26 protein-coding genes are annotated in these 24444 nt (G+C 38.4%); 10 read left to right on the top strand and 16 right to left on the bottom strand.

From position 1 onward, the window contains the following. Window positions 1-78: 78 nt before the first annotated feature. Window positions 79-1191 carry a molecular chaperone DnaJ gene (dnaJ, locus tag B9T27_RS02440; RefSeq protein WP_086205260.1) on the top strand — a complete coding sequence of 371 codons (1113 nt, stop codon included), beginning with the start codon at window positions 79-81 and terminating at the stop codon, window positions 1189-1191. Window positions 1192-1268: 77 nt separating this feature from the next. Here dnaJ and B9T27_RS02435 read toward each other — a convergent pair whose 3' ends face one another. Beyond that, window positions 1269-1460: a hypothetical protein gene (locus B9T27_RS02435; RefSeq protein ID WP_086205259.1), complete on the bottom strand. Its 192-nt coding sequence runs from the start codon at window positions 1458-1460 to the stop codon at window positions 1269-1271. Between the two features lie 292 nt (window positions 1461-1752). Between B9T27_RS02435 and dapB the strand changes: the two genes are divergently transcribed. Then, window positions 1753-2568, top strand: a complete 816-nt coding sequence (gene dapB, locus B9T27_RS02430; protein WP_086205258.1) for a 4-hydroxy-tetrahydrodipicolinate reductase — start codon at window positions 1753-1755, stop codon at window positions 2566-2568. Window positions 2569-2623: 55 nt separating this feature from the next. Continuing rightward, complete coding sequence (locus B9T27_RS02425; protein WP_086205257.1) at window positions 2624-3274, top strand: START domain-containing protein; 651 nt, start codon at window positions 2624-2626, stop codon at window positions 3272-3274. A gap of 265 nt (window positions 3275-3539) precedes the next feature. Here B9T27_RS02425 and dkgB read toward each other — a convergent pair whose 3' ends face one another. After that, complete coding sequence (gene dkgB, locus B9T27_RS02420; RefSeq protein WP_086205256.1) at window positions 3540-4349, bottom strand: 2,5-didehydrogluconate reductase DkgB; 810 nt, start codon at window positions 4347-4349, stop codon at window positions 3540-3542. Between the two features lie 120 nt (window positions 4350-4469). On the opposite strand from dkgB, the gene B9T27_RS02415 reads away from it, so the two are divergent. Next, window positions 4470-5360 (top strand): LysR family transcriptional regulator, encoded by an 891-nt coding sequence (locus B9T27_RS02415; RefSeq protein ID WP_086205255.1) that lies wholly within the window; start codon window positions 4470-4472, stop codon window positions 5358-5360. Here B9T27_RS02415 and B9T27_RS02410 read toward each other — a convergent pair. Continuing rightward, window positions 5320-5739: a hypothetical protein gene (locus tag B9T27_RS02410; protein ID WP_086205254.1), complete on the bottom strand. Its 420-nt coding sequence runs from the start codon at window positions 5737-5739 to the stop codon at window positions 5320-5322. The genes B9T27_RS02415 and B9T27_RS02410 overlap by 41 nt on opposite strands. 99 nt (window positions 5740-5838) lie before the next feature. Here B9T27_RS02410 and B9T27_RS02405 point away from each other — a divergent pair, with 99 nt between their 5' ends. After that, window positions 5839-7278: a PLP-dependent aminotransferase family protein gene (locus B9T27_RS02405; RefSeq protein WP_086205253.1), complete on the top strand. Its 1440-nt coding sequence runs from the start codon at window positions 5839-5841 to the stop codon at window positions 7276-7278. 180 nt (window positions 7279-7458) lie between these two features. On the opposite strand, the gene ahr is transcribed toward B9T27_RS02405, so the two are convergent. The 8 genes from ahr to B9T27_RS02365 all read right to left on the bottom strand — a co-directional run bounded on the left by ahr (window position 7459) and on the right by B9T27_RS02365 (window position 12600). Next, complete coding sequence (gene ahr, locus B9T27_RS02400) at window positions 7459-8481, bottom strand: NADPH-dependent aldehyde reductase Ahr (RefSeq protein WP_171263314.1); 1023 nt, start codon at window positions 8479-8481, stop codon at window positions 7459-7461. A gap of 37 nt (window positions 8482-8518) precedes the next feature. Continuing rightward, window positions 8519-9073: a DNA-3-methyladenine glycosylase I gene (locus B9T27_RS02395; protein ID WP_086205251.1), complete on the bottom strand. Its 555-nt coding sequence runs from the start codon at window positions 9071-9073 to the stop codon at window positions 8519-8521. A 22-nt stretch (window positions 9074-9095) separates the two neighbouring features. Further along, window positions 9096-9341 (bottom strand): hypothetical protein, encoded by a 246-nt coding sequence (locus B9T27_RS02390; RefSeq protein ID WP_086205250.1) that lies wholly within the window; start codon window positions 9339-9341, stop codon window positions 9096-9098. A gap of 21 nt (window positions 9342-9362) precedes the next feature. Further along, complete coding sequence (locus tag B9T27_RS02385) at window positions 9363-9899, bottom strand: M23 family metallopeptidase (RefSeq protein ID WP_228146125.1); 537 nt, start codon at window positions 9897-9899, stop codon at window positions 9363-9365. Between the two features lie 62 nt (window positions 9900-9961). Beyond that, the gene (mutY, locus tag B9T27_RS02380) at window positions 9962-10996 is read right to left on the bottom strand and encodes an A/G-specific adenine glycosylase (RefSeq protein ID WP_086205412.1); all 1035 of its coding nucleotides are present in this window, start codon (window positions 10994-10996) and stop codon (window positions 9962-9964) included. Window positions 10997-11100: 104 nt separating this feature from the next. After that, window positions 11101-11466: an HIT family protein gene (locus B9T27_RS02375; protein WP_086205249.1), complete on the bottom strand. Its 366-nt coding sequence runs from the start codon at window positions 11464-11466 to the stop codon at window positions 11101-11103. 64 nt (window positions 11467-11530) lie between these two features. Continuing rightward, window positions 11531-12268 (bottom strand): dienelactone hydrolase family protein, encoded by a 738-nt coding sequence (locus tag B9T27_RS02370; RefSeq protein WP_086205248.1) that lies wholly within the window; start codon window positions 12266-12268, stop codon window positions 11531-11533. Between the two features lie 173 nt (window positions 12269-12441). After that, window positions 12442-12600, bottom strand: a complete 159-nt coding sequence (locus B9T27_RS02365; protein ID WP_086205247.1) for a DUF1328 domain-containing protein — start codon at window positions 12598-12600, stop codon at window positions 12442-12444. A gap of 190 nt (window positions 12601-12790) precedes the next feature. Here B9T27_RS02365 and B9T27_RS02360 point away from each other — a divergent pair, with 190 nt between their 5' ends. The 3 genes from B9T27_RS02360 (at window position 12791) to B9T27_RS02350 (ending at window position 17203) form a co-directional block, all read left to right on the top strand. Further along, on the top strand, window positions 12791-13243 hold the full coding sequence (locus B9T27_RS02360) for a YcgN family cysteine cluster protein (RefSeq protein ID WP_086205246.1): 453 nt from the start codon (window positions 12791-12793) through the stop codon (window positions 13241-13243). A 195-nt stretch (window positions 13244-13438) separates the two neighbouring features. Then, complete coding sequence (locus B9T27_RS02355) at window positions 13439-14713, top strand: replication-associated recombination protein A (protein WP_086205245.1); 1275 nt, start codon at window positions 13439-13441, stop codon at window positions 14711-14713. A gap of 138 nt (window positions 14714-14851) precedes the next feature. After that, a complete protein-coding gene (locus B9T27_RS02350; protein WP_086205244.1) occupies window positions 14852-17203 on the top strand; it encodes a glycerophosphodiester phosphodiesterase family protein in 2352 nt (783 codons plus the stop codon). 351 nt (window positions 17204-17554) lie between these two features. On the opposite strand, the gene purC is transcribed toward B9T27_RS02350, so the two are convergent. The 3 genes from purC to dapA are packed head-to-tail and all read right to left on the bottom strand — an operon-like array spanning window position 17555 to window position 19829. Next, window positions 17555-18274 (bottom strand): phosphoribosylaminoimidazolesuccinocarboxamide synthase, encoded by a 720-nt coding sequence (gene purC / locus B9T27_RS02340; protein ID WP_086205243.1) that lies wholly within the window; start codon window positions 18272-18274, stop codon window positions 17555-17557. Window positions 18275-18311: 37 nt separating this feature from the next. Further along, window positions 18312-18917, bottom strand: coding sequence for a lipoprotein-34 precursor (NlpB) (locus tag B9T27_RS02335; protein WP_086205411.1), 606 nt, complete (start codon window positions 18915-18917; stop codon window positions 18312-18314). Between the two features lie 15 nt (window positions 18918-18932). Beyond that, a complete protein-coding gene (dapA, locus tag B9T27_RS02330; RefSeq protein ID WP_086205242.1) occupies window positions 18933-19829 on the bottom strand; it encodes a 4-hydroxy-tetrahydrodipicolinate synthase in 897 nt (298 codons plus the stop codon). A 449-nt stretch (window positions 19830-20278) separates the two neighbouring features. Between dapA and pncA the strand changes: the two genes are divergently transcribed. Then, on the top strand, window positions 20279-20911 hold the full coding sequence (gene pncA, locus B9T27_RS02325; RefSeq protein WP_086205241.1) for a bifunctional nicotinamidase/pyrazinamidase: 633 nt from the start codon (window positions 20279-20281) through the stop codon (window positions 20909-20911). A gap of 96 nt (window positions 20912-21007) precedes the next feature. Beyond that, window positions 21008-21976, top strand: coding sequence for a bile acid:sodium symporter family protein (locus B9T27_RS02320; RefSeq protein WP_086205240.1), 969 nt, complete (start codon window positions 21008-21010; stop codon window positions 21974-21976). 56 nt (window positions 21977-22032) lie between these two features. Here the strand turns inward: B9T27_RS02320 and B9T27_RS02315 are convergent, their stop codons facing one another. Both B9T27_RS02315 and glmS read right to left on the bottom strand, forming a co-directional pair. Further along, window positions 22033-22497, bottom strand: a complete 465-nt coding sequence (locus B9T27_RS02315; protein ID WP_086205239.1) for a DUF523 domain-containing protein — start codon at window positions 22495-22497, stop codon at window positions 22033-22035. A gap of 101 nt (window positions 22498-22598) precedes the next feature. After that, window positions 22599-24437: a glutamine--fructose-6-phosphate transaminase (isomerizing) gene (gene glmS / locus B9T27_RS02310; protein ID WP_086205238.1), complete on the bottom strand. Its 1839-nt coding sequence runs from the start codon at window positions 24435-24437 to the stop codon at window positions 22599-22601. Between the last annotated feature and the right edge of the window lie 7 nt (window positions 24438-24444).

Raw genomic sequence — 24444 nt, 5'->3', positions numbered from 1 at the left:
GATGCTTGTAAAACGAAATAGCCGTCCCCATCTTACTTCGCAGTAAAGTATCTAAAATTCTGTGGAGCATCGCCAAACATGGCTAAACGTGATTATTATGAGGTTTTAGGCGTCGCTAAAACCGCTAGTGATGATGAAATTAAAAAAGCCTACCGTAAGATGGCGATGAAGTATCATCCAGACCGTAACCCTGACAACGCCGAAGCTGAAGATAAGTTCAAAGAAGCTGCAGAAGCGTATGAAATTCTTTCTGATGGCGAAAAGCGTAGTATGTATGACCGTATGGGACATAATGCGTTTGAAGGTGGTCACGGTGGTGGTGGCTTCGGTGGCGGATTTAGCGCAGAAGATATCTTTAGCCAATTTGGTGATATTTTCGGTGGCGCATTCGGTGGCGGTGGTGGGCGTAGTCAGCAACGTGCTCGTCGTGGCTCAGACCTCCGTTATGTGATGGAACTGACCCTTGAAGAAGCGGTTAAGGGCGTGAAAAAAACAATTACGTTTACTGCACCAGCACCTTGTGATGCTTGTGATGGTAAAGGTTCAAAAAACCCTAAAGATGTTCAAACCTGTCCAACTTGTCATGGTGCGGGTCAAGTTCGTATGCAACAGGGTTTCTTCTCTGTGCAGCAAACTTGTAGCAGCTGTCGTGGTCAAGGTACCATGATTAAGAACCCATGTACTAAATGTCATGGTTCGGGTGTTTCAGATCGCCAACAAACTTTAGAAGTAACTATTCCTGCTGGCGTAGATAATGGCGACCGCGTACGTTTGACTGGTAAAGGCGAAGCCATTCGTGATGGTCAGTCTGGTGATTTGTACGTTGAAGTTGTAGTCCGTGAGCATGAAGTTTTCCAACGTGATGGCGCAGACTTATATATGGACGTACCAGTCAGCATTGCAGATGCTGCATTAGGTAAAGAAATTGAAATTCCAACGCTTGAAGGGCGCGTAAGTTTGAAAATTCCTGAGGGAACTCAAACTGGGAAAATGTTCCGTTTACGTGGTAAAGGGGTAAAACCTGTCCGTACCAGCATGCAGGGTGACTTGCTTTGCCGTATTGTGATTGAAACACCAGTTAATTTAACTGCACGTCAACGTGAATTGTTAAAAGAATTGCAAGAAACAATGGATGGTGATGATAATAAATCGTCTCCAAAGAAAAAATCATTCTTTGGTTTATTTGATTAATTTTAATCAGATCAACAAAAAAAAGGGTATATGTAAATATACCCTTTTTTTTTGTATTAGAAATTATGCATCAAAGCTTATTCTAAATTGGGTGAATCAATATCTTCAACCCTAATTTCGACTTGAGTTTCAGTGGAACTATTTAAAATTTGAGATGTATTTTTATTTTCGACAATCGTGATTGTATCTGCTGTAGCAACTGTTTCAGCCCAACTGGTACTAATCATCATGCCTAATACTAAGCTTAAAGCGATTTTTTTCGAATGCATCTGGATCTCCTTATAATTCATCTTTTTCTCATTCGTGATGCGTAGTCTGGGGAGTAATGTTTACAGTGAGATGAAAATGAGTCGTTCAAAGGGTTTATTTCTGTAGATTGAAATTTAAAGATGGAATAGATCATATTTGAGTTGGAGCTGATTGATTTGGTGTAGTTTTGATATAAAGGTTAAGAATACTCGATTTGCATATTTTCGATGAAATATTTAGCTTTGAAACTTAGTCTCGGTACAGAGTTTTGCTATAGTAAGGACAATTTAGAATCAACATTAGGAATATGTTATGTCAGCAACTCCACGCATTGGTGTATTGGGCGCCGGTGGTCGTATGGGTCGGACTTTGATCCAAGCAGTACACCAAGCAGGTTATCAATTGGCAGCAGCAGTTGAGCGCCCAGAAAGCTCGCTCATTGGTACAGATGCTGGTGAGCTTGCAGGTATTGGTGCTGTGGGTGTTAAAGTTGTTGGGCATTTAAAGGACATATTAAAAGACTGTGATGTGATCATTGATTTCACTGCGCCAGTAGCGACTGAACAGCATCTGAAACTATGTCGTGAAGCGGGTGTTGCCATGGTTATTGGAACTACAGGCATGTCTGATCAGCAAAAAGCAGTATTGGATGAAAGTGCTACCTATGCACCTGTCGTTTATGCAGCGAATTATTCTGTGGGCGTTAATGTTTCAATTAAACTACTCGAACTCGCAGCAAAAGTATTTGCAGATACCGTCGATATTGAGATTATTGAAGCACATCACCGTCATAAAGTAGATGCACCATCGGGCACAGCATTGATGATGGGTGAAGCAATTGCCGATACTCTAGGTCGTGATTTGAAAAAAGTCGCTGTGTATGGTCGTGAAGGACATACGGGTCCGCGTGAACGTGAAACCATTGGTTTTGAAACGATTCGTGGTGGTGATATTGTTGGTGAACATACCGTGATGTTTATTGGCGAAGGAGAGCGTGTAGAAGTCACTCATAAAGCGACGAATCGTATGAATTTTGCTGCTGGGGCTGTTCGTGCTGCGGCTTGGGTCGTGGGCAAAGATGCCAAAAAATATGATATGAAAGACGTTTTAGGCTTAAATGATATTTAAGCTTAGAGCAGTGTGGGTTAAAATATAAAAGAATGAAAATGAATTGAAAAATAAAATGAATAAAAAAATGATGTTGATTGCTTGTGTTGCCAGTTCTTTTAGCCTGACAGCACAAGCTGCTTTACCCAGTAATGCAAAGCTTAGTTTGAACAAAAATAATATCAAGGTTTGGACTTATCAGGATGTGAATAATCCAGTTTTGTCTTATAAGGCAGAAACGACCTTAGACTATCCGATGGAGCGCGCGATTGCATTGGTTTTAGATATTGCGAATACATCTAAATGGGCACCAAATGTTGCCAAAGCTGAATTGTTGTCTCGGGATGATAAGAAAGGTGAATTTATTATTTACATGGTTTTAGACTTTCCATTTCCTTTAAAAGATCGAGATATGGTGGTTCGTGGAAAAATGTCTAAAGATAATAATGGCCTAGTGACCATTAAGAATAAAGCATTGAATCAGGGTAAGGCTTTAAATACTGATTATATTCGGTTAAAAAATTATGAAGGAGACTGGACTTTTCAAAAATTAGCAGAAAACAAAGTGAAAGTGACCACCTCAGGTTTTGCTGATCCAGAAGGTTCTATTCCACAAAGTGTAACCAATATGTTGGTTGAGCAGCAGCCATATCAGATGTTACAGAAGATGAAAGTAGAGTTAGCCAAAAACAATAAATTACCAGTTTTACCTGAGATTTTAAAATAGCCTTCAATATGTAAGTTATCACTGCGTTAATTGGCCGTACTTTACTAGCTGAGTTGTTGCTCGAGTTATTTAGCAAATTTAATTTGAGTAACAACAAGAATGAGTGTGAGTTCAGTCAATAACACCTATATAAGACACTGCTGCATAACCTAGCCTATATTTAAAACCGTATTATCTTGCGCTAGCACTGAGTACATTTCCTAAGTTAAATGCACCAACCGCCAAGGCAAAAAAGTATAAAATTAATTTTCATCTTAAGTATTTCTTAGTTCCATTGAGGCGCTAAATTTTCAGGATTAACTTCACGACTATTCCGTTCTAAGGTTGTAATTAATTCCATTTCATCATTTGAAAGTTGAATTTCCTGTGCCTTTAAATTTGAAATTAAATGCTCACGTTGAGTTGAAGATGGAATAACCGAAAAACCTTTTTGTAGTGCCCAAGCTAAAGAAATTTGAGCTGTAGATGCCTGATGTTGCTGTGCGATTTGCGTTAAAACGGGATCATTTAAAACTTTACCGTACGCTAATGTCATATAGGATGTGACATCAATCTGTTGCGATTGAAGAAAATTCACCAGTTTTTGGTTTTGAAGATAAGGACTAAGCTCAAGTTGATTGGTGGCAATATTTTCAAGACCAATAGCATCAATGGCTTGTTGAGTAAGTTCAATATTAAAGTTTGAAATACCAATATGTTCGGTTAAACCTTGTTGTTTTGCTACCAGTAAGTTTTGCATCATTTCTTCGACAGATATTCCCAGTGAAGGTGCTGGCCAATGAATTAAGGTTAAATTTACAGCATCAGTCTGTAGTTTTAGTAAACTTTCTTTAAGGCTCGGAATTAAACGATCAGCACGATAATTGTCAGTCCAGATTTTAGTGGTGATAAAAAGTTCATTTCGGTTGATTTTACTTTCAGCAATGGCTTGGCCAACGGCTGCTTCGTTGCCATAAATTTGTGCAGTATCAATTGCTTTATAGCCCACATCTAAAGCATTTTTAATTGAGTCGATAACGATTTGACCCGATAAGCGGAATGTACCTAGACCAAATTTTGGAACGATATTTGCCATTTTTTAAATTACCTATTGATGAAATTAGCTTCATTATGCTGTTTTTAGTGTTGCTAAAATATCCTGTACTCTGCAAAATATTATTGAGTAAAAGTCAATAAAGTTGAGTTATTAATCACCATGAAGTCAACATTAGAAGAACTACAAGCTTTTATTTATATCGTTGATAGTGGATCAATTGTTGCTGCAGCACGACAGTTACAACAAACCACTTCTGGGGTTAGTCGTGCTTTGCAACGACTGGAAACGAAGCTGAATGTAACCTTACTGGAACGGACAACGCGTAAAATAAAATTAACCCAAGAAGGGCAACTATTTTTAGAAAAAGCGCGAAAAATTGTGCATGATTTAAATGAGGCAGAAGATGCCTTACTGAAGTCAGACAGTGCGACATCGGGTTTGATTCGGGTCGATTCAGCGACACCGTTTGTCTTGCATGTAATTGTGCCATTACTACACGAATTTACTCAGCTTTATCCGAATATTGAAATTGAATTGAATAGCAGTGATCAAATTATTGATTTACTAGAACATAAAACAGATGTAGCAATTCGTTTTGGACAGCTGAATGATTCAAGTTTACATGCAAAATTACTCTGTAAAAGCCGTTTATATATTGTTGCAAGTCCAGACTATTTAGAGCGTCATGGTTATCCTCAAAGTCCGAAAGATCTTTTGAATCATGCGCAAATTGGTTTTAGTAAAGTAGCACATTTAAATACTTGGCCAATTTATGTGGATGAAGAGCAACTGACTATTCATCCAAAAATAAAGGCATCCAATGGCGAAACTGTGCGTCAAATGGCATTGGATGGTTTAGGCATTACGTGCTTATCTGCATTTTTGGTACATCGGGATATTCAACAAAAGCGCTTGATTGCTTTATTCGAAGATCAAATTGAGTTGCATGAGCAGAGCATCCATGCAGTCTACTACCAGCAAGAACATTTGCCGAAGCGGGTCCGTTTATTTATTGAGTTTTTAGCACAAAAGCTGTCAAAGTATCGATAGTCTTTTGTGGCGGTAAGTCTAAATTCACTAAGGTTTGAATTTCTTGCTGTTCATGGTTGAGCAGTTTTAATTCAAAACGTTGTGCGGAAGTTTGATTACATTCAAAGTTGATATCTTGCTGATATGGCATATTAATCCGCATAGTATTGTCTGAAGTCATGTGGTAACGATACAAACGTTGTGCTGCTGTTTGATGCAACGTGGGCTGAATATGTTGTAATTGGTATTGCCCCAACTGTTGTGTTTTTAAGAAACCTTCAATTAAAGACTTACAAATAAAATGCTGTTTTTGTGCCACGCTATTGGTTGCTTGCGGTTGGCACGCGGTGAATAGAAAGCTGATCGCCAAAATGAGGGTACTGCGTTTAATTATTTTCATGCGCTGCTCCTTTTGAAGTTTGTAAACTGTACATGCAGCATAAATCTGTTATGTTGATAGATACAGATACACAGAATTCTAAAAAATGAGTACAGAGATATGGCCTTTCAATATCGAATTTTGGCAGAGCAAATAACGGAAAAAATTAAGCAGGGTAAACTTGCTGCGGGACAGCGTTTAATTTCATTGCGTCAATTTTCTGAACAGCAAAATGTCAGTATGAATACAGTCAAAAATTGCTATGAATTACTAGAAGCGCAAGGGTTGATTTACGTTAAAAATAAGTCGGGCTATTTTGTCAGTGCGAAACAAGCTGTAATACAGCACACTCCGCGCCCCAATCATCCAGACTTTCAATCTCAACCCAGGGAAATTTCTAATTTAGAATTACAAATTGAGATTCAACAAGCCTCTATTGATAATAAATTAATTCATTTAGGTGCGATTCAAATTTCCCCGAATCTGGTTCCAGTGGAAGCTTTACGTCGTTCCATTCAACGTGCTTTAAAGCACAGTAAGCCTGAAGATTTTTTATATAGTGATAAACAAGGCCATCTACGCTTACGAGAAGCCTTATCTGAACATTGGGCAGAAGATGGTTTTTATATTGCCAAGGATGAGATTTATATTAGCAACGGTTGTATGCCAGCATTATCGGTGATGATTCAGAGCCTGACTGAAATGGGGGACAGTATCATTGTGCCGACCCCGAATTTTAATGGTCAGTTACAACTTTTAGCTGCTTTAAAACGTAAAATTGTAGAAATTCCTGCCGATACCGATGGATTTGATTTAGAGCGCTTAGAGCAAGTGATGCAAAGTTCAGGTGCTAAAGCCTGTTTACTCACCGCAAACTTTCAAAATCCATTAGGTTTTAGCTTAAGCAATACGCAGAAAGAAAAAATTGCACAACTGGCCAATCAGTACCAATGCTATGTGATTGAAGATGATATTTATGCCGAATGTAGTTTTAGTCTCAAGCGACCTTTACCGATTAAATATTGGGATCAACAAGGCTATGTAATTTTTTGCGGATCAGTTTCGAAATCTTTATCTACTGCTTATCGAGTGGGTTGGTTTTGTATTCCACAACGCTTACAGCATTTACGTACACAACTCTTGATGTCCAATGTCGCAGTGAATACGCCATTACAATTAGGTCTTGCTGATTTAATTTATAGCCGTGCTTATCGTGAGCATTTGATCCGACTGAAACCCATTCTCATAGCACAGGTTGAGCAGTATCGACAATTTATGATCGCTGCTTTTTATCAGGTTGATATTCGTCTAAATCAACCGAATGGCGGCTATGCACTTTGGATTCAATTACCTGAGCAGATTGATAGTTTAGAAATGTATCGTTTTGCACAACAGCAGGGGATTAACATTGTTCCTGGTGAAGTCTTCGGTGAAGATGGGCGTTATAAAAATTGTATTCGTTTGAATGCAGGACATGAACTGTCAGACGATATTCGTGAAGCCATCGTATTATTGGCCGATTGGACTCGTAGACAATTAACATCAGTCAATGTAGCTTAAATTTTGTATAAAAAGCCTTTTATCATCGAAATTATAGAGGCTAAAGTCAGAATGGTTATTTTGAGATGTACTTGGCCTTGATGAGCTTAATCATAACCAAAATCTTATAGTGACCTGAAGATGTATCCTTATAACACAGTCCAAAGGTGGCACTGATGCCACCTTGTTCAGTATATTCTTTTAGAAATCAGCCTTTAAGACAATGCGATAACGTGCTTGACCAGAATGTAATCGTGCTAAAGCATCATTAATTTGAGACATAGGGTAGAGCTCAATTTGTGGTGCAATATTTTTACGTGCAGCAAACTGTAATAACTGACGCAGTGCAAAAGGAGAGCCTGTCGGTGAACCAGTAACTGATTTTGCTCCACTAATGAGAGCTCCAACAGGAATCGCCATTGGTTCAAGTACCATTCCTAGCATATGTATTGACCCATTCGGGGCAAGGGTATTTAGATATGACTTCCAATCTAGAGATACATTGACGGTGCATAGAAGTAAGTCAAATTTGCCACGTTGAGTTTTTAAGGCAGCAGAATCACGGCTATTGACTACATGATCGGCACCCATAGCCTTTAACTCAGCTGTTTTATCTAAGCTTGAGGTAAAGGCGGTAATTTCACAGCCCCATGCTTTTAATAGTTTGATTGCTATATGTCCTAAACCACCAATACCAATAACACCTACATGGTGCATGGCTTGAATTTTATGTTTTAAAATCGGATCAAATACCGTAATTCCACCACACAAAAGTGGACCAGCACTTTCAGGATCTAAATCGTCAGGAAGGGGGATAATCCATTGCCAACCTGCACGAACTTTATCGGCAAAGCCACCTGCATGTCCAACGATGGTTGCTTTCTTTTCACCAGTACATAAAACTTGTTGACCCCTTACGCAAGGGTCACAATATTGGCAGCTTTCAGCTGTCCAACCAATTCCCACACGCTGACCCACTTTAAGTCCTTTTGCTTCTGAACCCAGTTGTGTGATGGTACCGATAATTTCATGTCCAGCAACAACAGGATAAACAGAATTGCCCCACTCATTGTTAATGACCGAAACGTCAGAATGGCAGAGCCCACAATACTCTACTTTAACTTCAACTTGATGTGCTGGTAATTCACCTGCATTAAATTGATATGGAGTGAGAGGGTCACCCGCTTGCATAGCAGCATAAGCTTGAATAGTATTAGTCATAATAAATTCTTCCTGTTTTTGATTTTATTACTAGAGATATTTAACGGTAACTACAGTTATTTTCATGGTCGTTGACCATGCCTATAGCTTGCATGAACGCATAACAGGTGGTCGGTCCTACAAACTTAAATCCATTTTTTTTTAATATTTTAGACAGATTTTGACTAATTTCTGTTTGTGCAGGCGCTTGTTTATAGTCAGGAACGTCATTGATTAAGGGCTGCTGGTCAACAAAACTCCAAAACCAATTGACCATGTCTATGCCTTGATTTTTCATGTTTTGCCATGCAGTAGCATTGTCACGAATCGCTTTGAGTTTTCCAATATGCCGAATTAAGCCCGCATCTTGTAGTTTTGATTCTAAGTGCTCATTGGTAAACTGAGCAATCTCTTCTATCGCATATTGGAAAAAATATTCACGATAGCTGTCTCGTTTTTTAAGAACAGTAATCCACGAAAGACCTGCTTGTTGTCCTTCTAAGCAGATCATTTCAAATAAATGCTTTTCATTATGATTGGCTTTTCCCCATTCATGATCATGATATGCCATATAAAGTGGATCATTTGAGCACCAGCCACAGCGTTGAGTTGTCAATTTGATGCTCCTAATGTCTTTCTTAAAGATTGAATTCGATCCATTGATCTTTTTTATTATCCCAAAAAGATAATTTTGCCTGATTTAATTCACTAAATTTAATCCAGATATCTTGTCCAGCTTTATCTGCAAACCCTGTGCTTATCAAGAGTGCATCTTCAGATAGTTCCATAATCCAACCTTGATGTGTTTGTCCATTGAGCACAATCTTCTGCTGATTGCCTGATTCTGCAAATTCAACTAAACGATTGATCAAAGCTTCTGACATGAAAATTTCCTAGATTGTAGATTAACGTAAATATGGATAAGGATTGACTGCACCGCGACCTTTACCAGTTAAGTAAAGGCCATAATGCAAATGAGGTGCAGTATGCCGTGCATTACCCGTATTGCCAACATAGCCGATGAGCGTACCCTTTTGAATGTAGTCACCTTCATTCAAGCGATGGTTATGTTCATCTAAGTGGGCATAGTAATGCCATGCACCGCTCGGTCCAATCAGCCATACTACTTTACCACCTAAATTATTATTTTTTAAACTACTGATAATACCTTCGGTGGTACTAAAAACTTTTGTTCCACGTGGAGCAAGAATATCGATGCCTTCGTGGTTACGCCCCTGACTTCGTGCAGCTCCCCAAGTGTCTTTTAAATACTTTTCTTGAATCCCATCTACTGGAATCGGCAAATGATTAGAAAGTGACATAGCTCTCAGTTGGATTAAACTTTTCGGTACTAGAGCCGTAGGCTTTTTTGGTGTGGTGGTGCATGCAGCGATAAAAATGACCAAGCTGCTCAGTAAGAAAAAGCGGAAAAAAGCTGACACGAGATATCCTTATTCTTAAGTTTTTAATATGAATAAATGGAATTAAGTTGTGTCTAACTATGTCATATCTCAAGCGCGGAGATCAATTTTTTCATGGCAGTTGGGATGCCCATTTGTGTAGCTTTTTGTGGTGAGCACCATTCACCAATTAGTTCAGTTTGTAGAAATTCTTGTTGATCTGGATCAATTCTAAAAATATGTGCTGTTAAAATCCAAGTGAAATGGGTGAAGCTATGTGAAATTTTCACTGGTTCAACTTTGGAAACTAAGTTCAATTGTTGGCAAAGTTGTGAAAATTCTACATCATCTTCAATGATCGGTAAGCACCATAAGCCCCCCCAAAGCCCAGAGTGAGGGCGTTGTTGCCATAACCATTGATCATCTGACTGAATTAATATGACCTTTGCTACTTTTACTGGAACAGGTTTTTTCGGTTTTTTGTAAGGAAGTTCAGTTTCTAAACCTTGTTGATGAGCCTGGCAATGTTGTTGCATTGGACAATATAAACACAGTGGCTTTTTCGGTGTACAAATTGTGGCACCTAAATCCATAATGGCTTGGGTGTAGTCGTGATTGCGTAAAGTTGGGCATAAACTTTCAGCCAGTTGCCACATAGCACGTTCATGTACAGGTTTAGATAAATCATCCTCTATGGCAAAAAACCGCGATAATACTCGTTTGACATTGCCATCCATAATGACGCCATATTGACGTAAACCAAGGGACATCAGGGCGCCGCCTGTAGAGGGTCCAATGCCTGGGAGTTCAACCCATTCCGCTAAGTTTTTTGGGAGCTGTCCATTTTGATGCACAATTACCGCTGCTTTATGCAAATTACGTGCACGAGCGTAATAGCCCAAACCAGCCCAATAAGGTGCAACATCATCCCAAGATGCAGTGGCTAAAGTCTCTACTGTTGGAAAGCGTGCGATAAAGCGATCAAAATATTGTAAGACTGTTTTGACCTGAGTTTGTTGCAACATAATTTCAGATACCCAAACTTTGTATGGATTATCTGTGACTTGCCAAGGCAAGTCATGACGACCATGTTGATCAAACCAAGTTAAAAGTGCATCTGAAAAGGAAAATTGCGACATGTGATTCGGCAGAGTTGGAGAGCTAGTTAGTATAACTAATTCAGGCATGACTCACTCAAATTGATATAAAAAAAGCGCCGCAGCGCTTTTAAAACTTAATCCTATTATTCAGCTATCACACCCCAGCGCTGGTCTAGAACCAAGGGTTGGTCTTTATAACGTGGAATAATGTGAATGTGTAAATGTCCGGAATTTTTCTCATCAAAGACATTACCATCATTAAAGGCAATGTGAAAACCTTCAGGTTGATGGCGAATTTTAAGTTCATTCCGTGCTAATTCGAGTAAGGACTGAATACTTTTACGTTCTTTATCTGTAATTTCAAAAAAAGAAGCAATATGACGCACAGGAATAATGACGGAATGCCCTTTGGTTAAAGGATTTTGCTCAGGTAAAATTACCCCAAATTCATTTTTATCAATGATGTCGTATTCATCAAATTCACAAAAAGGACAGTTTTTTTCAGTCATTTTAATTCCCTCATCTTAAAGTTGAATCTTGTAAAATTCATAATTTAATTGGTGCTGTAAATGATTAACGCAATTGGCGTTGCAGTAAATCATACATCGCATTTAAGCCCTTTTTTTCTGCTTCAGCGTTATAGGCTAAATCGACCCCATTGGCTTTGGCTCTTTCATCTGCCAATGGATTACTAAATCCATGCTTAGCATCTTTTAGCACAATTACGGTATATTTCACATTGGCATGCTGCATTTCAGTTTTAAAATTTTCAACATCTTTTAAAGACACCATACTGTCTTCTTCACCATGCAAGACTAATATTTCGGCTTTAACATGGTCTTTTTCTGCTGGGGTCTGAGCGGATAAGTTGGCATGGAAGGTGGCTACGGCTTTTAAGTTTGCACCTGAACGAGCTAAATCAAGGACTACTTTTCCGCCATAACAAAAACCAATCGCCGCAAGTTGCTCTGGATTGACTTCAGGTTGTGCTACTAAAGCTGCGAGTCCTGCAGATGAACGAATCACATTGGTGTCAGCATGTTCAAATGTTTGCATCATCCATGCATAAGCCTGCTTGGCATCTGTAGTGACTTTTTTGTCGCCATACAAATCAATTGCTAAAGCTGCGTAGCCATGTTCTGCCAATTCTCTTGCACGTTGTTCAGTATATTCATTACGTCCCCACCATTCTGGAGCAACAATGACACCTGCAATAGGTGCAGTATTTTCAGGTGCGGCAAAATAGCCAATTAATGTGCTACCGTCTGCTGCGGTATACTGAATTTCTCGAGTCTGAATAGAGGCAGTCATGTATTAAATCCTTGTATACAATAAAGAATAGGATTTATTAAATCACAAAAAAAGCGATTTAAACTGACTTTGTTTCGAATAATAACAATAGAAATGTGAGTAAATATTTTTATAGTGAAGTTAAAAAAGAAGGTAGTATTCCTTCTTTTTTAACTGAAAATTTATAATTGGATTTAAACTTTACCTTTAGAGATGAATCCAATGATTGCAAGAACTGCAGCAACAACCAATAAAATAACAGCAAAGTCTTTAGACATACCTGCTACACCACTAAATCCTAGTAGGCTAGCCAGTAATGCAATCACAGCAAATATAATGGCCCAACGAAACATAGCTCTTCTCCATTTTTTTGAATTATTTTTAAGTATAAAATTTACTCACAAAAACAGCTGTTTCGTTGTGTGTAAACAATGTCAATTTGTAGCGGTTGCATGAAGGTTTTATGTAAGTTTAGAGGATCATAAGTATGTGTTTAAAAAATGATATAATCAAAAAATAGTGCTTTTAGATTTTTAGTGTTTTATGAGTAATGAATTACGTCCACAATTTTGGAAAAAATATTCACTGGATCAGTTGAGTCAGGCCGAGTGGGAGGCATTGTGTGATGGTTGTGGTCTATGTTGTCTAGTGAAACTAGAAGATGAAGATACGCAAGAGGTTGCTTATACTATGGTGTCTTGTAAATTACTCGATTGTAAAACAGCGGCTTGTTCAGATTATCCAAATCGTGCAACACAGGTTCCTGATTGTATTCAGCTCACACCAGAAAAATTACAAACGATTCATTGGTTACCACCTAGTTGTGCTTATAGACGTTTAAATGAAGGCAGAAATTTACCTTCGTGGCATTATCTCAATACAGGTTCTCGAGATAGTGTTATTAAAGCCAAAAAATCTGCTGCTGGTCGTTGTATTTCTGAAGTCGATATCAACGAAGATGATATTGAAGATTATGTGGTTCGTTGGGTTAGATAAATAAACTACTCTTGAGTAATTAGGCTGCATGCATGCTGATAACCGAAGTGAATTAGAATCTTGAACAATTGATGTTTATTTTAAAGCTTGATATTAATTTGCTGATTGAAAATTGCAGCATCTATTACTAAAAATTCTTGATTCATCGTATTGCATAGTAGACTATGGATAGAAATTAATGATTTAAAAAAGAATATGTCAGACACCCACATTCCACTTCCTGAACGTCTTCGTCCTCGTGATTTGTCTGAAATTATCGGGCAAGATCATTTACTGGGTGCAAGTGCGCCTTTAAGGCAAATGATTGATCAAGGACATTTACCGTCTATTATTTTTTGGGGTCCTCCTGGCGTTGGTAAAACGACCATTGCTTTGCTGTTGGCTCAAGCCGTTGACCGACCGTTTGTCAGTCTATCTGCTTTAAATACAGGCGTTAAAGAACTGCGTGAAATTATTGCTGAAAGTGGTGATTTACTGACACCAGTTGTATTTATTGATGAAATTCATCGCTTTAATAAATCTCAGCAAGATGCCTTATTAAATGCCGTGGAAAAAGGCAAAATTACTTTAATTGGCGCAACGACTGAAAATCCTTCATTTGAAGTCAATAGTGCTTTGTTGTCTCGCTGTCAGGTTTACAGCTTAAATGCATTAAGTAATGAAGCGATTCAAGATTTAATCAATCGTGCTATCCAGCAAGATCAGTTTTTAAAAGACCGTTATTTACTCATTGAAGAATATGATGCACTGGTGCAGTTCGCAGCAGGAGATGCACGTAAGGCACTTAATTTAATTGATTTAATTGCCAGTACTTTTGACGCTGATGTTGAAAATATTGTCACCAATGCGATTGTGGTGAAAGTGGCACAGCAAAATATTGCGCGTTATGATAAATCGGGTGAACAACATTACGATCTGGTATCTGCATTTATTAAGTCAATTCGCGGTAGTGATCCAGACGCGACCTTGTACTGGATGGCTCGGATGCTAAAAGGCGGTGAAGATCCCGTTTTTATTGCTCGTCGTATGCTAATTGCCGCATCTGAAGATATTGGCAATTCCAATCCGAATGCTTTACTGCTTGCAGGAGAGTGTTTTCGTTCTGTACAAGCGGTGGGTATGCCTGAGTGTCGAATTATTTTAGGCCAATGTGCGGTCTATTTGGCGACCAGTGCGAAAAGTAACAGTACTTATTTAGCCATCAATCAGGCTTTAGAGCTCGCGGAAAAAACAGCAAATTTACCTGTGCCGTTACATCTTCGCAATGCACCTACCAAGTTAATGAAAGAACAGGGCTATGGAGTCGATTATTTATATCCACATCATTATCCTGAGCATTTTGTCAGACAGGAATACCTGCCACCTGAACTAAAGGGTACAAAACTGTATGAGTCTGCACGGAATAAACGTGAAGTTGAAGGGGAGCGTTTACAACAGCGTCGATGGCAAGACAGTCAGCAGTCAGAATAAAGGTAGCACTCAACAGGATGCGGTTGGATACGTTTTTAAATGAGTGCTGTTCGTCACATAAAAGTTTAGAATGTGTCCAAATTTTCTGGAATTAGGCTAAAAAATTGAGATAACTATTTCAGTTTTAAGAAAGCATTTATGAAATTATCATTATTCACAATAACGTTACTCTCTATTTTTTCTATTGAAAGTTATGCAGAAAGTACAAAAAATATAAACAACCCTAATGTCGCCATAGCTTCAGCACTCGCTAAAAAACATGTGCAAATCAATTTTGAACAACAAAAAATGATTCCTCAAGGTTGGAGAGTCCCGGGCAATAATGTGGGAAATATCTTTATTCAGGATGGTTTTTTACATATTGATGGTCGCAAAAGTACCATGCAGACGACCTCAATTTTATTACCGACAGAATTAGCAAAACTACAGAATTATCGTATTGATATGGAGTTTACTTTAGATCAAGCTGTGAATCCTAGCCGTTGGGGCAGTGTGATTTACGATATTGTCGCTACTCAAGGTTTTATTCCTAAAAAATATTATCAATTCACGGTTCGTGCTGATACGGCAGCAAAAAATGGCACTGAATTTGGTAATCGTAAAGCCAATGGACAATGGAATGTAATCGAAAGCAAAGCATTTCCAGAAAATATAAAAGCCAATCAACTCTATAAGGCAACTGTCATTGTGCATGGCAACCGTGTGCAGCAATACCTGAATAATGTCTTGTTGCAGAATGTTGAGTTAGATCAACCGCAATTAAATGGTGACATCGGATTGTCAGTAGCCGGTTTGGTTATGAAAGTGAAAAGTATTCAAGTTTCGGAACAAAATACGGTTTTACCGAATTTAAATAATAAAGTGACCGCTGTTCAAGCATCGACTACACAAGTCTCTGCAGCAGCGACCCTGATTCAAAAAATGTCAGCTGATTTGAATGTAAACACTGTTTCAGCTAATCAAGTTTATTATCATTTAGATGCTAAATTAAATTTATTGGATACATCTGGAAATCCAGTGTCTACCTTGCAGCATTATTTAAGTAATACACAACGTAAAAATATTGCGGTATTGAGTATTCAAGATCAGCAGACGATAACAGTATTAAAGCAATTGGCTAAATCGCAAGACTTGAGTGATATTACGCTTTTGTCGAGTGAAACCGAGCTCCTGCAATTTGCACATCAACAGCTACCGATGATACGGACGGCTTTGGATTTAAGTCAGGCAAAAAATTTAAGTAGCAGTCGAAAAGATTTAAGTGCAGTTATGCAAATGGCCAATCAGGCATTTGCTAAAATTGTGGTATTACCCAAGCAACTGATTGATGTGAAAAATGTACGTTTCTTACAACAGTTATTGATGACTGTTTGGGTGGATTCATCAGCTACAACTGCGCAAGAGGTTGCTTCTGTTCTAACTTCAGGTGTCAATGGAATCATGACAACCGATAGTGCTGCCTTTGATGCTTTACTCAAGCAATTTCCGAAAAATACGTTGTTGAGAAAGCCTTTCATTATTGGGCATCGTGGTGTTCCAAGTTTGGAGGATGAAAATACCCTTGAAAGCGCGAAATATGCTGTTGCTTTAGGTGCAGATCTGGTTGAGAACGATATTTATCTCACCAAAGATAATCATGTGGTGGTGATGCATGATGAAACAGTTAATCGCACGACTAAAGGCACGGGTAAAATTGAAGAGATGACTTTGGCTGAAGTACAGCAGCTAAGAACTAAAAATAAAAACTATTCTGTACCAACACTGGCTGAGTATTTTGCAAGCTTTAAAAATACGCAAAATTTTGTACTGATGATTGAAATGAAAAGTGCAAATCCAAAATTAGTATCTGCATTAAAAACTGAAATAGAAAAATATGCTGTTGAGGATCAGGTGATCATCACCTCTTTTAACCGAGACCAAATTCAGCAAGTGAAAAATCATTTACCGATGGTTTCAACAGGAATATTAATTCAGAATATGCCTAGTTCAAATCAAGTTTTAATCAATAGTCGTCAAATTTTAGCGGAGGCTCAGAAATATACGTCGTCTTATCATCCACCGTACCGAAATGATTTGGTGAAATTATTTGCTGAAACCCAGCACCGTGGGCTGACGTATTGGCCTTGGAACTTGAATGATACGACTTTTAAACAACTGTATGTGGCGGGTTTAAATGGAGTGACCACCAACTTTGTGCAGCTATATTCAAAATATATTGTTGATATTCAAGCACCCTCTGAGCTAAAACTTAAAGTAGGGCAACCTTTAAAAATGGATGTTCAACTGCAACAGCAAGATGGAATAGAACTGAAAGGGCAGGCTCAGCAATTTATTATTCTTGCTAGATCACCTCAGCATGAAACGAAAGCAGGGAGTGTGAGTTTTACCCAGAAAGGTACGGCCTATGTTTTAGCGGGCTATAAGTATCAGATTGATCAGCAGTATTTTTATCATATTTTTTCCAAACCAGTGAAAGTAATAATCAAATAAATCAGATTATGAATCTATTAAAAATTATATTATTACTATTACTATTACTATTACTATTACTATTACTATTACTATTACTATTACTATTACTATTACTATTACTATTACTATTACTATTACTATTACTATTACTATTACTATTACTATTACTATTACTATTACTATTACTATTACTATTACTATTACTATTACTAGGCTAGTATTAAATGCTGAGTAGAGCGTTCTAAATCGATATATCGATGTTGGGTCGGATGGCGGAAGCCTAAAGTCCCGAAGCAACGGATGTATAAGACTGATAGGCAATAAAAAACCGAGTCCTTTGACTCGGTTTTTTGAATCAATAGAATCTAATTAGATATCTGAAAGGTCTACACCAATACGTTTAGCAACTTCTTCATATGCTTCAACAACACCACCTAAACCTTGACGGAAACGGTCTTTGTCGAGTTTTTTCTTCGTGTCTTTATCCCATAAACGGCAACCGTCTGGAGAAAATTCATCACCCAGTACGATACGGTCATGGAACACACCAAATTCAAGTTTAAAGTCAACCAGAAGCATACCGCCTTGGTCGAACAGATCTTTAAGAACGACATTCACTTTTTGAGTAAGTTCTTTCATGTCTGCCAATTGTTCCGCAGTTGCCCAACCTAAAGCAATCGCTTGAGATTCGTTCACCATTGGATCGCCTAAAGCATCATCTTTAAAGAATAATTCAAATGTAGGCGGCGTAAGTTCTAAACCTTCTTCTACACCTAAACGACGACATAATGAACCTGCTGCATAGTTACGCATCACACATTCTACAGGGATCATGTCTAATTTTTTAACTAAAACCTCAGTTGGAGAAAGAAGTTTTTCGAAATGAGTTTCGATACCAGCCGCAGCCAATTTTTCCATGATAAAGGCATTAAAACGGTTATTCACCTTACCTTTACGATCTAGTTGCTCTATTTTTTCGCCATTGAATGCAGATGCATCATCACGGAAAACTAAAATTAGATGATCAGCACTGTCTGTTTCATAAACAGATTTAGCTTTACCAGTATAGAGCAAGGTTTGTTTTAACATGGGGGGAACCTTTTTCAAAAAAAATTGCCTAGAACGACTAGGCTGGCCAGTTTTGGTAAATCTGAGTTAACAACTCTGCAGCTTTTTCTTTGTCTGCAAAACTATTATCGGCATTGAATACAGCAAGATTATTGCTAGAACCCACAGAGGTAAGCCTTAAGACATACGTTTTATTATCGACTTTAACAGTGGCTTCATAAGCATTTTTGCTTTGACCGATAAGGGTATGATTAAGACTGCTGAGTGTAGCAAGTGTGTATTGCCAAATTGTAGCAGAATTTCCATCAATCTTAAGCAATGGATTTGCATTTCCATCAGTTATCAGTTGTGGACGTCCAACCGTTGTATTGGATGTTAGATTAAGGTTGCTTTCTGTTGTTTTTGCCACCTCAGGACGAGGTAATTCAAAACGATTAGCACGCTTGTTTTCAAATTTAGGTGCATGTTCAATCGCAAGTGGATCAACAACAGGTGAAGGATACAATGGCGTTGCTGGTCTAACCATTGAACCCTCAGGATATTTAAGAGGCTCTAAAGTGGTTGTGTTTTTATAATCTAAAGAACCATTGCTGATTCCAAATGTACTACAACCTGCCAGACTTAAAGTTGAAAGGACAAGAGTTAAACCAAAACGTAATTGCATCATACTAAGCTCTTATTAAAGGACACTCGCTGCTTTAAGTTCTTCACGCAGTAGAGTGCGATATTGTTCTGCAAGCGGAGTTAATGGTAGGCGAATACCCGTACCAATTAATTCCATTTCATGAAGTGCCCATTTCACAGGAATTGGGTTCGATTCACAAAACAGAATATTGTTTAAATTTGCAACTTTTTGGTTGAGTTGTTCAGCGAGTGGCAAGTTTCCAGCAAGAGCTGCAGCACAAATCTCACTCATGATTTTCGGTGCAACATTTGCAGTGACCGAAATATTACCACGTGCACCTAAGCCGATAAGTTCCCAAGCGGTTGCATCATCACCTGAATATACGATCATGTCTTTGCCTTGCAGGCCGTCAAGCAGTTCTTTACCACGAGGCACATCACCAGTTGCATCTTTAATCGCAACAATTTGTGGAATATCAGCTAAACGAATCACGGTTTCATTAAGCATATCTACACCAGTACGACCCGGTACATTGTAAAGAATAATCGGTAAATCAACAGCTTCTGCAACAGCTTTGTAATGTTGATATAAACCTTCTTGAGTCGGTTTATTATAATATGGTGTGACTAAAAGTGCGGCATCTGCACCAAGCTCTTTGGCTTCTTTAGTGAGTTCAATTGCTTCGTGTGTTGAGTTTGCACCCGTACCTGCAATAATAGGAATGCGTTTATTCGCCACACGAATAATTTCTTTAATTACTTGTGTATGTTCTGTCATGCTTAGTGTAGATGCTTCGCCAGTGGTACCGACCGCAACGATGCTATTGGTGCCCTGTGCAATATGCCACTCAACGAGCTTCTCGAGACCCTTCCAATCTACGCTGCCATCTTCAAACATGGGGGTGACGATTGCGACAATTGAGCCTTGAATGATCTGTGCTTGCTGAGTCATTTTGAAAAAATATCCTATTTTTCCATCCACTTGAATGTAAGAAAACAAGGGTGTAGATGGTTGCAGTATTTTGATTTTAGCATTCAGCACTCGTTTGAGTGATTGAGTAATGCTTATGCAAATTATGACTGATTCAGCGGGTTAGAACAATATGCTTTAGTCAAAGCAGAGAAAAACTTTATAAAAAGAAACAAATACTCGGTTCAGTTTATCTAGAATGAAGTCAAACCAGTGCAAATTTGTCAGATGATCTTGTTGAAAGCCATGTTATCTTGATTTTGAAATCGATTTTGAATTGAATAACTATACGTCTATTTTAGAGAACATCCGTTTAAATCTAAAAATAGTATCAAGTTTAAGTTTTTATATGGCGCATAAACTTATTTGTAATTTTTTAAGATATCAATTATTTATATTAAATCAATTGGCGTAGTTAGGGAGTTGGAATAATGTTCCAATCTGAACGTAGTGTGTTAATTGTGGTTGATGTACAGAATGGTTTTACACCTGGTGGTAATCTAGCGGTTGCGCATGCAGATCAGATTATTCCATGCATTAATCAACTCGCACAGCATTTTGCGAATGTTGTCATTACTCAAGATTGGCATCCTCAAAATCATATTTCTTTTGCAGAGAATCATGCTGGGAAGCAGGCCTTTGAAACGCTAGAATTGGCCTATGGGACACAAGTACTTTGGCCATCACATTGTGTGCAGGGAACACATGATGCTGAATTACATCCAGATTTAAATATTCCCACGGCACAGCTTATCATTCGTAAAGGTTTTCACTCACAGATTGACAGTTATTCAGCTTTTAAAGAAGCAGATCATAAGACGACGACTGGGCTTGCGGCTTATTTAAAAGAGCGTGGAATTGATACTGTCTATATCACAGGCATTGCTACGGATTTTTGTGTGGCTTGGACGGCAATCGATGCGAGTCAATTGGGCTTTAATACTTATGTTATTGCAGATGCAACCAAAGGAATTGATTTAAATGGATCTTTACAACAGGCATGGCAAGAGATGTTGGCCCATGGGGTAAAACGCCTAATTAGCAAAGATATTTTACCAGCATAATGCTAAAAATTAGGTCGCTTCGGCAAATAGCCAATAAGTTTTGAGATATTTCTTTCACATAAGCATGACAACAAAAATTGAATTTAGGAAGAATAGATGTTGGTAATATTGCGTTTTAGTCAATTCATCCAAAAAACGTTCGCATTGTGGGTCATCTTATTTGCAGGCATTGCTATGCTTGTTCCAGAAGCATTTGTTTGGTTAAAAACCTATATTACATGGATGCTGGGTATCATTATGTTCGGCATGGGAATGACCATGACGTTAGCTGATTTTAAAAGTGTCTTGCAAAGCCCTAAAGCCGTTTTTATTGGTGTGGTCGCACAATTTGTCGTGATGCCTGCACTGGCTTATTTACTGTGTAAATTGTTTCAACTACCCGCTGAAATTGCAATTGGAGTAATTTTAGTAGGCTGTTGTCCTGGTGGAACAGCATCTAATGTCATCACCTATATGGCCAAAGGTAACACCGCACTCTCTGTTGCGTGTACCTCAGTCTCGACCTTGCTTGCACCACTATTAACCCCAGCGATTTTTTACCTATTGGCAAGCCAATGGCTGAAAATTGATGCAACATCGATGTTTGTATCCATTCTACAGGTAGTTTTGGTTCCAATTCTTTTAGGTTTAATGACACGTGCTGTATTAAAACAAAAAGTTGAGCAATATATTCAAGTGATGCCTTTAATTTCAGTCGTTGCAATTGTTGCAATCGTTGCTGCAATTATTGGGGGCAGTAAGGCTGCCATTTTACAATCAGGTGTATTAATTTTAGCTGTTGTAATTTTACATAACGGGTTAGGATATTTATTGGGCTTTGGGATCAGTCGATTTTTCAAATTACCTTATGCAGATTGTAAGGCTGTTGCAGTGGAAGTCGGCATGCAAAATTCAGGACTTGGCGTGGCTTTGGCAGCGGTACATTTTGCTGCATCACCAGTCACTGCAGTTCCTAGTGCGATTTTTAGTCTTTGGCATAATATTTCTGGACCTGCACTGGCAACCTATTGGGCTGCTAAAGCGGATAAGCTGAAAAATAAACAAAATAAAATAGTTGAGGAATAAGAAATTTTAAAATGAATCGCTACTGCGTGTTTTGATTGTGTTACGTTTTAAATATTTTAAGGAGTTAAAGTTTGAATAAACTCATCTTCAGTCATAACCTGATATCCGTGCTGTTTTAATAACGCGGCTGTTACTCCATTGCTTAGAATTTTTGTACCGTTAAAAGAGCCATCATAAATAAATTTTGAACCACAAGAAGGGCTATTGGCTTTTAGTATGACATGCGTTACTTGATATTTTTGAGCAAGTTGCAAAGCATGATAAGCGCCTCGAATAAATTCATTAGACACATCAAGACCTGCAGAATCTAGGACATGTGCTTTACCTGTTAACACATCTTCGCCATGACCCCCAATAATTTCAGCAGCTAAACGTGGTGTACTTAATCCCCCAGCCATCTCAGGGCAAATGCTGACAGCACATTGATCTACAATCAGTTGTTGGATTTTTTGCTGGAGACTATTCTGTCCATCATAGCGGACATTTTGACCAATTAAGCAGGCGCTGATTAAGTATTTCATCTGTTTTAAAACCCGAAATAGTTAAAAGCCGATAAATCAATTATCGGCTTTTAACGCTTAAAATCTATAGTGGTTAATATTTAACGATATGTTTGTAAATATTATTCAACAGTCACAGATTTTGCAAGATTACGTGGTTGGTCGACATCTGTACCACGTAATACAGCCACGTGGTAAGACAGCAATTGCACCGGGATACTGTATACAATTGGTGCTAACAGTGGACTGATCGTTGGTACATTAACTACATGTTGACGATCTTTATTTTTAATTCCGCTATTTTCATCAGCAAAGACAAATAGCTCACCACCACGGGCTTGAACTTCTTCCATGTTTGATTTTAATTTATCGAGCATTTCATCTTTAGGTGCCAGAATAACCACAGGCATGTCATGATCAACTAAAGCCAATGGGCCATGTTTGAGTTCACCTGCAGCATAACCTTCTGCATGAATATATGAAATTTCTTTCAGTTTTAATGCACCTTCTAGTGCAATAGGAAACTCTGTGCCACGGCCTAAGAATAAGCAATGTTGCTTCTCTTTAAACAGGTCGGATAAACGTAAAATATCTTTGTCATTTTGTAAGGTATCTAAAATGACTTTCGGAAGATGCCAAAGTTCAGCAGTAATTTCAGCAATTTTGTCAGCCGTCATCGTTTGCTTGATTTGACCAATTTTTAGGATCAATAATATTAAAGCCGCAAGCTGTGTGGTAAATGCTTTGGTTGAAGCAACCCCAATTTCAGGACCTGCGAGCGTGAGTAAATGATGATTGGTTTCACGTACCATTGAAGACGTTGCAACGTTACAAATCGTCATGGTGGTGATATTTAAGCCTTTCGCTTTGGCACGTTTTTGTGTATCACGTAATGCAGCCAAAGTATCAGCAGTTTCACCCGATTGAGAAATACAAACATACAAAGTATTGCCCACGATTACTGGCGTACGATAACGAAATTCGCTGGCAATTTCCACTTGGCAAGGCAGATCTATGAGTTGCTCAAACCAATATTTGGCAATCATTCCAGCATGGTAACTGGTACCACAGGCAATGATTTGCACTTGTTGAATATTATTAAAATCAACTTCGGCATGCTGTAAGAAATCATCGCGCAAGGCATTGCTATTTAACGCTTGAGAAATGGTTTGTTGAATTGCTTCAGGCTGCTCATAAATTTCTTTGAGCATGTAATGTTTGTATTCACCTTTAGATGCATTACTGACTGTGGCATCCAGCTCTTTAACTGGACGTTCAATCAATTGATCATCGACAAAAATTTCAATGCTTTCACGGGTTAAACGGACAATATCACCTTCTTCAAGGTAGATAAAGCGATTGGTCACTGGTAAAAGTGCCAATTGATCTGAACTGATAAAGTTTTCACCAATACCCACACCAATCACCAGTGGAGAACCTTCGCGTACTGCAATCAGTTCATCAGGATGATCAGTATGTACGATACCGAGCGCGTAGGCACCTTTCAGCTGAGGAACAACTTGGCTGACTGCTTTAAGTAAATTCGGTGTTGATTTAAGTGCATCATGTATAAGATGGGCAACGACTTCAGTATCTGTTTGTGAAGTGAATACATAGCCTAAAGCTTCAAGATCATCTTTCAGTTCTTGATAGTTCTCGATAATTCCATTGTGTACTACAGCAACAGTATCAGAAATATGCGGATGTGCATTATTCTCAGTTGGCTTACCATGCGTTGCCCAACGGGTATGCGCAATGCCTAATGAACCTTGAATATTCGATTCAGTTACAGCTTGCTCTAAATTGGCCACTTTACCGACGCGACGTTCACGTAAGATTTGGCATTGGTCAATCAATGCTACACCCGCTGAGTCATAACCACGATACTCAAGGCGTTTTAGACCTTCAATTAAAATATTTGTAATGCTACGTTCAGCAACGCCACCAACAATACCGCACATCGTTATA

Source organism: Acinetobacter sp. ANC 4648 (assembly GCF_002135345.1).
Lineage (GTDB): Bacteria > Pseudomonadota > Gammaproteobacteria > Pseudomonadales > Moraxellaceae > Acinetobacter.
This window is presented reverse-complemented; position numbering and strand designations above follow the sequence as displayed.